The organism is Binatus sp. (SeqCode) (genome assembly GCF_036522015.1).
Classification (GTDB): Bacteria; Desulfobacterota; Binatia; order Binatales; family Binataceae; genus Binatus.
This window is the reverse complement of record NZ_DATDGQ010000090.1, coordinates 1-8,977: the sequence shown is the minus strand read 5'-3', so window position 1 is coordinate 8,977 and position 8,977 is coordinate 1. Positions and strand designations below refer to the sequence as shown.

Annotated in this window: 12 protein-coding genes and 1 pseudogene; 1 reads left to right on the top strand and 12 read right to left on the bottom strand. The window is 60.1% G+C overall.

Annotated features, from left to right (window positions below; genetic code table 11):
- From VIW95_RS03770 to VIW95_RS03715, 12 genes are all read right to left on the bottom strand, one after another.
- On the bottom strand, positions 1–519 hold a 519-nt coding region (locus VIW95_RS03770; RefSeq protein WP_331584079.1), incomplete at its 3' end, for a hypothetical protein.
- A 42-nt stretch (positions 520–561) separates the two neighbouring features.
- Positions 562–786, bottom strand: a complete 225-nt coding sequence (iscX, locus tag VIW95_RS03765) for a Fe-S cluster assembly protein IscX (protein ID WP_331584078.1) — start codon at positions 784–786, stop codon at positions 562–564.
- Positions 787–831: 45 nt separating this feature from the next.
- A complete protein-coding gene (hscA, locus tag VIW95_RS03760; protein ID WP_331584077.1) occupies positions 832–2,700 on the bottom strand; it encodes a Fe-S protein assembly chaperone HscA in 1,869 nt (622 codons plus the stop codon).
- A gap of 12 nt (positions 2,701–2,712) precedes the next feature.
- Positions 2,713–3,351, bottom strand: a complete 639-nt coding sequence (hscB, locus tag VIW95_RS03755; RefSeq protein WP_331584076.1) for a Fe-S protein assembly co-chaperone HscB — start codon at positions 3,349–3,351, stop codon at positions 2,713–2,715.
- 30 nt (positions 3,352–3,381) lie between these two features.
- Positions 3,382–3,699 (bottom strand): iron-sulfur cluster assembly accessory protein, encoded by a 318-nt coding sequence (locus tag VIW95_RS03750; protein ID WP_349259284.1) that lies wholly within the window; start codon positions 3,697–3,699, stop codon positions 3,382–3,384.
- A 12-nt stretch (positions 3,700–3,711) separates the two neighbouring features.
- The gene (gene iscU, locus VIW95_RS03745; protein ID WP_331584074.1) at positions 3,712–4,134 is read right to left on the bottom strand and encodes a Fe-S cluster assembly scaffold IscU; all 423 of its coding nucleotides are present in this window, start codon (positions 4,132–4,134) and stop codon (positions 3,712–3,714) included.
- 62 nt (positions 4,135–4,196) lie between these two features.
- Positions 4,197–5,414, bottom strand: a complete 1,218-nt coding sequence (locus VIW95_RS03740) for an IscS subfamily cysteine desulfurase (protein ID WP_331584073.1) — start codon at positions 5,412–5,414, stop codon at positions 4,197–4,199.
- A gap of 194 nt (positions 5,415–5,608) precedes the next feature.
- Positions 5,609–6,100, bottom strand: a complete 492-nt coding sequence (locus VIW95_RS03735; RefSeq protein WP_331584072.1) for a GNAT family N-acetyltransferase — start codon at positions 6,098–6,100, stop codon at positions 5,609–5,611.
- A gap of 232 nt (positions 6,101–6,332) precedes the next feature.
- Positions 6,333–6,638 carry a hypothetical protein gene (locus VIW95_RS03730; protein WP_331584071.1) on the bottom strand — a complete coding sequence of 102 codons (306 nt, stop codon included), beginning with the start codon at positions 6,636–6,638 and terminating at the stop codon, positions 6,333–6,335.
- 6 nt (positions 6,639–6,644) lie between these two features.
- Complete coding sequence (secF, locus tag VIW95_RS03725) at positions 6,645–7,586, bottom strand: protein translocase subunit SecF (protein ID WP_331584070.1); 942 nt, start codon at positions 7,584–7,586, stop codon at positions 6,645–6,647.
- Between the two features lie 41 nt (positions 7,587–7,627).
- Complete coding sequence (locus VIW95_RS03720; protein WP_331584069.1) at positions 7,628–8,053, bottom strand: hypothetical protein; 426 nt, start codon at positions 8,051–8,053, stop codon at positions 7,628–7,630.
- A gap of 21 nt (positions 8,054–8,074) precedes the next feature.
- A complete protein-coding gene (locus VIW95_RS03715; protein WP_331584068.1) occupies positions 8,075–8,245 on the bottom strand; it encodes a hypothetical protein in 171 nt (56 codons plus the stop codon).
- Positions 8,246–8,672: 427 nt separating this feature from the next.
- Between VIW95_RS03715 and VIW95_RS03710 the strand changes: the two are divergent.
- Positions 8,673–8,977, top strand: a pseudogene (locus VIW95_RS03710) (SAM-dependent methyltransferase); the annotation flags it as partial.

The window sequence follows — 8,977 nt, the reverse complement described above, 5'->3', positions numbered from 1 at the left end:
GATTGCGGCCGCGCTCGCGGCCGCAACTGCCGGCGCTGATGTCGCTGCGACGGCTTCCCCAGGCTGCAGCGTACCATCGGCCGCCGCGCGCTCCGCCTCCAGCACCTGCGCCGCGCGTCGCCGCGCGATCGCGTCGAGCCGCTTGTCTTTCCACTTGCGCAGCCCCATCCGCATGTACTCGGGATTGATGTCGAGCATGTCGCAGACGTTGTCGAACGAAAAGACCCAGCGCTTGTCCTCATGCGCGATCCATTCGTCGGCATCGCGGAACAATCGCTGGCCTTTGCTGGTGGACGCATCGATGCACTTCATGAAGCATTCGATCGCGTCCTCGAGCACGCTCAGGATGAGCCGCTTTTCGCCCTCGAGCAGATGCTTCTTGCGCATCGCCTCGAAGTATTGAATGGGCAAAAGCGTGTCGGGCTCGAACAGCCCCGGCAACCTCTCGTCCAGTGTTTCCTTTTCCTGCATCTTCTCTCCGTTATCCGTCTTCAGTGTCGTACTGCGTGCTTCTTCCACCGCCCCACCTCCCCGTAGTTTTGGACGTAGCCACCTCTACGCCTATTCAGAGTCGTCTTCGTTCTGTTCCTTATATATTTCGTGCCACGCCATCTGGATGGCTTCCAATTTTCCTTCGGTTGAACCTTCGCGACTGTCGTCGAATTCGTCGAGGTCGATAACCCATTGACGCAGGTCAGTAAACCGCGCGTCGAGCGGATTCAGCCCCGGATGATTTTCCGCGAGCACTTCCGCCAGCTCTTCGGCCTGATCCCACTTGAGTCCCATCGTCAAATATACGTCCCTGCTCTGACTTCCGTTGCAGTCGCGGTGCTAGGAAAGTTCCTCGACTGATTTCTTCTCGAGCGCCAGTTTGATTGCCGCGTCCATTATCCGCTCCGCGAACGGAGTGGTTACTTCGTTCAGTTCTTCGACGAGTTTTCCGATTAGTTCTCGATCGGTTCCCTTTCGGGCCGCCTCCAGCCGCTCCACCACCTCATCCATGCGCGCGCGCTCGTCGGCAGGAACGAGCCGCGCGAATTCGCCGAGCTGCTTTCGAAGTGCGCCGAGGATCTGTTCGGCGTCGTTGCGCGCCGATATCAGCAGACGCTCTTCGAGATCCTGCTCCCCAAGATCGATAGCCTCTTCGAGCATTCGCTCGATTTCATCGTCCGTCAGCCCGTAGCTCGGCTTGACGTCGACCGAGTGCTCGTGGCCCGTGCGCTCATCGCGCGCATTGACATTTAGTATCCCGTTTGCATCGATGAGGAAAGTGACCTCGATGCGCGGGACACCAGCCGGCTGCGCTTGGATCGGGCCCAACTTGAAGCGCGCCAAGCTACGGCAATCCTTAGCAAGTTCCCGTTCTCCTTGCAAAACATGGATATCAACATGCGTTTGATTATCCACAGCGATAGTGAAGCCTTCGGCTACGCTGGTCGGGATAGTGGTATTGCGATGTATGAGACGCTCCATGACTCCGCCCATCGTTTCGATACCGAGCGACAGCGGAACCACGTCGAGCAGGAGCATGTCGCCCTGCGTGCCCATTAGCACAGAAGCCTGAACGGCGGCTCCCAGAGCGACGACCTGGTCGGGATCTATCGAGCACAGGGGTTCTCTATGGAACATCTCGGCGACGCGGCGGCGGACAATTGGCATCCGCGTCGAGCCGCCGACCAGGACCACGGCGTCGATGTCGGCGGGTGTCAGCTTGGCGTCGGCGACGGCCAGTTCGCATCGTTTTAAAGTGCGCGCGATGAAGGGAGCGGCAATATCCTCGAGAGCGTCGCGCGTCAGGTGCTTGCGAATCGAATGGCCGGGGAGTTCCACTACGACGTCCGTCTCGGCGACGTCGCTGAGGCGTTTCTTGGCGTCCTCGGCGGCCATCCGCGCGCTGTTCCAGACATGGCGATCGAGTTTCAGCGCGTCGGGAAGTTCGGCGAGAATCCAATCGACGAGCGCGCGGTCGATATCGTCGCCGCCGAGATGAGTATCGCCGTTGGTCGCCAGCACCTCGAAGATTCCTTCCTTGATGCTGAGAATCGAGATGTCGAAAGTGCCGCCGCCGAAGTCGAACACGGCGACGTTGCCGGTGGCCATCTTGTTGAGGCCGTAGGCCAGCGACGCAGCGGTCGGTTCGTTAACCAACCGCACGACTTCGAGGCCGGCGAGACGGCCGGCGTCCTTGGTGGCCTGGCGCTGACCGTCGTTGAAGTAGGCCGGGACGGTGATTACGACGCGCTCGATTTTCTCGTCGATGCCGAGCGCGCGTTCGGCGCCGCTCTTGAGCGCGCGCAGAATTTCGGCGGAGATTTGCGAGGGCGTGAAGATGCGCTGGCCGATTTGAAAGCGCACGACCGGCCCGCTCAGGTCGGCGAACGTGTAGCGCGCGCGATCTTCGGGCGCGATCTCGTCGCCGCCGAGTCCCATGTAACGCTTGACGGATCGAACTACGGCGCCGTATTCGCCGCCGGCAAAACCGACCGCGCTCACGCGCCCGTCGCGCTCGACGGTCAGATGCGGTTCCATTTCGATTGCGCGTTCTCCGACGCTCACAGAGCCATCGGGAGCGATCGCAACGACGCTCGGCAGCAGCGCGCCGCCGTCCTCGCCGACAGGGATGACGCGCGGCTCGCCATTTTTTATGGCGGCAATCAGGCTGTTGGTGGTGCCGAGGTCTATGCCAAAAATTCGTGCCATTCTTTTTTCAGGTCAGGCTGCCTTTGAGTTCTCGAGCGCACGATCGACATCGCGTATGAGAGTGCGCAGGTAGGCGATGTTCGACAGAATCATTTTCAGTTCCAGGGTCAGCGCCTTTACATCCGCAGGCTGATCCCACTTCCAGAAAGTTCGATCCAGCTCGGCCAGCCTTTCATCCATTTTGAATTGAAGCTCGATGCGCCGGGCGGCGATTTCGGTCGCGCGTTCGAGCGCCGCTTCGGGATCCGCCGACAGCTGCATCTCGGCGAGTTGCTCCTGCACGTCGAAAACCAGCTCGGCGAGCTCGGGCGGAACGCGTTTGTTGTTCTCAGCGAGCTTCTCACCGTTGAGTTCGAGCCAGTAAAGACCGCGCGCGACCGGGTCACGCAGCGTGCGGTAGCTGCGAGTGAGCGTCGCGGTCGCGCGCAGACTCGCGTCGCGGACCGTGGGACCCTTCGAGGCGAACCGGTCGGGATGAATCTTGCGGCTCAATTCGTGATAGCGGCGCTCGAGCGCGTCGAGATCGATCGTCAGCTTGCGCGGCATCCCGAGCGCACTGAAACAATCGAGCGGCGCCGCGAGCGGGGTCCCGCATTCAGCGCAAAGCAGCGACGGCTCCTGCCGCCGCCCACATGAAAGGCATTCGATCATCTTGAGACTGCAGTCCCCACGTCCACGCGTTCATACGACGAACGACTCACCACATCCGCAACTGCGCTTGGCATTTGGATTGACGACCTTGAAGCCCGACGACATCAGTTCTTCGCCGTAGTCGAGCTCGGATCCGTTGAGATAGAGAAAACTTTTCTTATCGACAATCAGACGCGCGCCGTCGCGCTCGAAAACCTTGTCGCGCTCCTTGGCGGCGTCGATTTCCATCCGGTATTGCAAGCCCGAGCATCCGCCGCCGACGACCTTAACGCGCAGCCCTGCGCCTTCGCCCTTGTCGGCGACCAGCTGCTTGATCTTCTGGGCAGCGCCCTCGGAAAGTGAAATCACAGCCACGAGCGGTTAGGCCTCCTTCGATTTCGCAGGCTCTTCCGCCGCGACATCGTCGCCCTTGCGCTTGCGCCAGTCGGTGATGGCAGCCTTGATCGCGTCTTCGGCCAGCACCGAGCAGTGAATCTTGACCGGCGGCAAGTTCAGTTCCTTCACGATGACGGTGTTCTTGATCGTCATCGCCTCGTCGATATGCTTGCCCTTGACCAGTTCGGTCACGTAGCTCGAACTTGCGATCGCACTGCCGCATCCGAAAGTCTTGAAGCGCGCGTCTTCAATCACGCCGTTGTCGCTGATCTTGAGCTGCAGCTTCATCACGTCGCCGCATTCCGGCGCGCCGACGACGCCGGTGCCGACGCCCTTCTCGTCCTTGGCGAAGCTGCCGACATTGCGCGGATTGTTGTAGTGCTCGATAACTTTATCTGAATAAGCCATGATTCTTTCCTTTTTTAGGGTCCTGAGGCTACGCTTGGTTCGCTTTTCCTTGACGGCGCGCGTTACGACTTCCAATTGACCGACTTGAGATCGATTCCCTCTTTCGCCATCTCGTACAGCGGCGACATCTCGCGCAGCCGCTTCACTTCCTTGTTGACCCTCTCCGTCACGTAATCGACTTCTTCCAAGGTGTTAAAGCGACCCAGGCCAAAACGAATCGAGCTGTGCGCGAGTTCGTCGTCGATGCCGAGTGCGCGAATCACGTACGAAGGCTCGAGCGTGGCCGACGTGCACGCGGAACCGGAGCTGACCGCGATATCGTTGATGCCCATCAGCAGCGACTCGCCTTCGACATACGCGAAGCTCACGTTCAAGTTGCCCGGCAGCCGCTCGGTCGGATGACCGTTGACATAAATCTCGTCGAGGCGCTCGAACAGTCCAGCCTGTAGCTGACTGCGCAACTGGATCAGGCGCTGCGCCTCGTCCGGCATTTCCTTGCCCGCGATTTCGCAAGCCGCACCAAGCCCGACGATTCCCGGAACGTTGAGCGTGCCGGAGCGCATCCCGCGCTCATGGCCGCCGCCGTCCATCTGCGGAGCGATCCGCACGCGCGGTCCCTTCGATCGAACATACAGCGCGCCGATTCCTTTCGGCCCGTAAATTTTGTGCGCGGTGATCGACGCGAGATCGACACCCGCCTTTTCGAAATCAACCGGTACTTTGCCAATTGCCTGCACCGCGTCGGTGTGAAAGACGATTCCTTTTTCCTTCGCGATCTTTCCGATCTCCGCGATCGGATGAAGCGTGCCGATTTCGTTGTTGGCCCACATGATCGTGATGAGCACGGTCTTGTCGGTGATTGCGCGGCGCACCGCGTCCGGGTCGACCATCCCGTACTTGTCCACCGGCAGGTACGTGACCGTGGCTTTGCCCGCGCGCTCGAGTGCGCGGCAACTGTCGAGCACGGCCTTATGCTCGGTGACGCAACTGATGATGTGGTTGCCCTTATCTTTGTAAAAATCGACGACGCCCTTGATTGCCAGGTTGTCGGATTCAGTCGCGCCGCTGGTGAAAATGATTTCCTTGGACTTGGCCCCAATCAGCGCCGCAATCTGGTCGCGTGAGCGACTGACGGCCTCTTCCGCTTCCCATCCAAAGCTATGGTTGCGGCTGGCGGCGTTGCCGAACTTCTCGGTGAAATACGGCAGCATCGCATCGAGCACACGCGAATCGACGCGCGTGGTCGCATGATTGTCCATGTAAACAGGCTTCTTCAGCATCTCTTTCTCAGTGTTCTATTCAGGCAGTCGTAATAGTGGACCTGCTAGGTATAGTATAAGGCTTCCTCGCCAACAGTCAAACGGAATCCGGCAATCGGGAATACTGGACCCATTCAGTCTAGTAAGGCAGATTGCGCCCGTGTGTCAAGGACAATAGTGGCCTTACCGAGCGGTCAAGAATGGCGGCGAGCGAGCTATTTCGGGCGGGGTTTCAGGTCCATGCGGCGCTCCTCGCGCCAGTCGCTGAAGCCCAACCGATGCCACGCGGTCGCGCCCACCCAGTTTCGATGCAGGACGCTTAGCGTGACGACCGTAATACCCGCGTCGCGGAACCATTCGTAGGCCTCCGCGAGCATCGGCTTCATTAGCCCGCGTCCTCGGAAAGCCTCGTCCATAAAAGCCTGGCTGATGTAGCCAATCGATTGAGGAAGCGCACCGTCGGCTTGATGCTTGAGGCGAATCCACAGATGGCCGACTAGCCGCGCGTCGATGCCGGTGTCCGCGACCCAGACCGCGTGATGGCCGCGATTGAGCACGAGCCTCAGCCAGTTGGGCGCATCGCGAATCCCGTCCCAATCGAATTGCACGCGCGGGTCGAGCGACTGTTCCCACGCAGCGAGCGCGGCGACGAGGCGCGAGAGTTCGGGGATGTCGGATTCAGTGGCGCGGCGAATTTGGATGGGCATCGTGAGGTTCCTCCGGCGGATGATCGTATAGCGCGAATCAGCCGAGCTCAGAAAACTCATCTGGACACGGCCTTGATCTGCGATGCATGTGTGAAACGCGCTTGCGCGCGTGAGATTCTTCGCTACAGCAACTTCCGCTCAGAATGGCACAAAAATGGCAAGCAACCCCAGGTGTCATTCTGAGCTGCTGCAGCGAAGAATCTCGACGGACGCTTCAGCGGCCGCCGCTCCGCTACGCGAATGGGCCGCGATTTGCGGCGTCGAAGGAAATTTCCAGCAGCTTGCGCTCGGTGCGGATTGATTTCAGCGCCGCTTCGCGCGTTTGCTCGAATTCGCGTTCCAGCCACGGAGCGATTCGCTCAATCAGTTTTTCAGGGGAGTCGGCAGACGCGATCAAACTTGTCGCGATGCGCAATCTTAGCGCGACCTTCTCGATCCCGTCGGCGCGCTCGAGGCTGAGCGTAAGTACGACAGCGTCATCCGAACGCTCAAGCGGCCGTGCGCTCGCGATTGAGTAGATACCGCGGGCGGTGTTCAACGAAGATCAGGCGGCGCGGGAGGAGCCAGCGCCCTTCTGCGCGCGGCCGGTGCCGCTCTCCCAGAACAACACCACTGGACCCGCAATGTAGATCGACGAATACGTTCCGGTGATGAAACCGATCAGCAGCGTGAAGGCCGACGGGCGCAGGATCGGGCCACCGAAGGCGAGCAGCGAGAGCAACACTACGATGGCGGTGCCCGACGTCAGGATTGTGCGCGAGAGAGTCTCGTTGATCGCGCGATTCATAATAGACGCGATCGGCTCGCGCCGGCGCTTGGTCGAGTCTTCGCGGATACGGTCCGAGACGATGATGGTGTCGTGCACCGAGTAGCCGATGACGGTCAACACAGCGGCCAGCGTGGTCAGATCGAATTGGTACTGCGAGATCACCAGCGCGCACATCACGACCAGCACGTCGTGAATCAATGCGATCACGGCGCCCGCGCCGAAACTCCAGCTCACGTGGCGGAACTGGATTGCGATGTACACGCCCATGAAGATGGTCGCGATGATGACGGCGGCGAAGCCCTTGCGGCGCAAATCGCTGCCGACCTTAGCGCCGACGCTCTCGACGCGCACGACCTTGGCGATGCCGGGGCCGTAGCTTTTGTCGAGCGCAGTCTCGAGCTTGGGTCCGATGCTGCCGATATTTTTGACGGTTTCGAAGCGGGCCAGGAATGACTGCCCCGCCTTGCCGAAGTCCTGCACCGTAATCTCGCCAAGGTCGAGCGGCGCGAGCGCCTTTTGAATCGCGTCGCCATTGGTCTTCTGTGTGAATTCGATTTGCGCGACGCTGCCGCCGACGAAATCGACGCCGTAGTTGAGACCCTTGGTGAACAGCAGCACGATCGCGAGCAGGTTGATCGCGGTCGAGAGTGCGACGAAGAAATAGCGCTTCCCGACGAAATCGAGATTGATGTCCGGACGAATCAGCTGTAAAGACATCGGCCCTGTTTATCTTTTCGTTGTCGCGCGCACAAGTACGATTAGCTCGCGGCGGCGCGTTTGCGTGGAGATCGGGTTGAACGGCGCGACGCGCCGCCGCCGCTTTCCTTCGCCGCCGCGGCAGCATTGGTGGCCGCAGCCTGGGCTTTGGTGCATGCGCCGCACAGATTGTTCTGATTGGCGGGGTCTTCGGTGAAGCCGTCGTCGAGCGAGTGGCATACTTTCATGCATGACGCGCAGATGAAGTAGATGCCCTCGATTGTCTTGTTGATTCGTTCGCGATTGAGGATTCTTCCGCGCAGCTTCTCGATCCGGATGCCGAGCAGCTCACCGTACTGGCGCTTGATCTTTCGCCGGCCGGCTTCGTCCTTGGGAAGGTCCGCATCTTCGTCCGACTCTTCCGCCATGTCGCCGAACGAAGCGTACTTGTCGCGCTTGGAGGTCTTGCTCTTGCGCGCTCTACCCATCTCGTGTGCCCCCTGCCGCGCCTAGCGCGTGCGCCCGACGAAGCCGCAGGCCTTTTCGCAGACGAGATAGAAGCCCTTGCGGCCGAAGCCGGCGAACTTGGTCACCTTGCTTTCGGCGCCGCAACTGGGACAGATGTGTTTCTGCTGGAGGCCCGCATTTTTCTCAGCGGTCTTTGCCTTTTTCTCTGCCATGACGTGAATCGCTCTCGAGTTGGATTAACTTTGACGAAAAACGACCCGGCCACTGGATGCTACCATCTGGCCGGGTGCATTCTCAAAGGTAAGGTCGCAGGGTTGGATAGTCAATAGGCGGCGACACGAACCGGCTATTCGCATCGGCCATTTCTGACAGTCGTCGCGGTAGGCGCGTGGTTGGGGGTGCGTCGGCGGGCATCGAGAAGATCCGGGGTCCCTCGGCTACGCTCGGGATGACACAAAAAAAGAATGACACAGGAAAAATAACCTGAGAGCAAAATGGCGTCCTCGCCATTTTGCGATTAGTACTTTTCACCGGGTGCAGGGGTCACCCCTGCCCAAGGAGGTGCGGAACCCACGGTGGGTTCCGCATTAAATCCCCTGTGTTGCCCGCGCACCCAATGCGTGCAACCGTTGATTCATCTTGGATTCGCGCCTCAAAGAAAACGACGCCGTAATTTTTATCGATCGCAAGGGGCGCCGATACATGAAGATGCTGCGGGCGGGCAAGAAGCTGCTCATCCGCGGCGAGTTGCGCGCCGAAGAGCTGTTCGGGGTCGAGGAAGGATCTCGAGTCAAGTTCTCGACGGGCGAGGCGTTCCTGGTGTTGCGCCCGACCTACGCCGACCTGATCCCCCATCTGCCGCGCGCGTCGCAGGTAATCTATCCCAAGGATACCGGTCCGCTGCTGATTTGGGGCGATGTATTCCCGGGCGCGACAGTGATTGA

Excerpts from the sequence above, each read along its gene's own strand:
- VIW95_RS03715 (WP_331584068.1), bottom strand. The coding sequence starts at position 8,245 with ATGGCAGAGAAAAAGGCAAAGACCGCTGAGAAAAATGCGGGCCTCCAG.
- VIW95_RS03735 (WP_331584072.1), bottom strand. The coding sequence starts at position 6,100 with ATGCCCATCCAAATTCGCCGCGCCACTGAATCCGACATCCCCGAACTC.
- VIW95_RS03740 (WP_331584073.1), bottom strand. The coding sequence starts at position 5,414 with ATGCTGAAGAAGCCTGTTTACATGGACAATCATGCGACCACGCGCGTC.
- iscU (WP_331584074.1), bottom strand. The coding sequence starts at position 4,134 with ATGGCTTATTCAGATAAAGTTATCGAGCACTACAACAATCCGCGCAAT.
- VIW95_RS03720 (WP_331584069.1), bottom strand. The coding sequence starts at position 8,053 with ATGGGTAGAGCGCGCAAGAGCAAGACCTCCAAGCGCGACAAGTACGCT.
- hscB (WP_331584076.1), bottom strand. The coding sequence starts at position 3,351 with ATGATCGAATGCCTTTCATGTGGGCGGCGGCAGGAGCCGTCGCTGCTT.
- iscX (WP_331584078.1), bottom strand. The coding sequence starts at position 786 with ATGGGACTCAAGTGGGATCAGGCCGAAGAGCTGGCGGAAGTGCTCGCG.
- secF (WP_331584070.1), bottom strand. The coding sequence starts at position 7,586 with ATGTCTTTACAGCTGATTCGTCCGGACATCAATCTCGATTTCGTCGGG.
- hscA (WP_331584077.1), bottom strand. The coding sequence starts at position 2,700 with ATGGCACGAATTTTTGGCATAGACCTCGGCACCACCAACAGCCTGATT.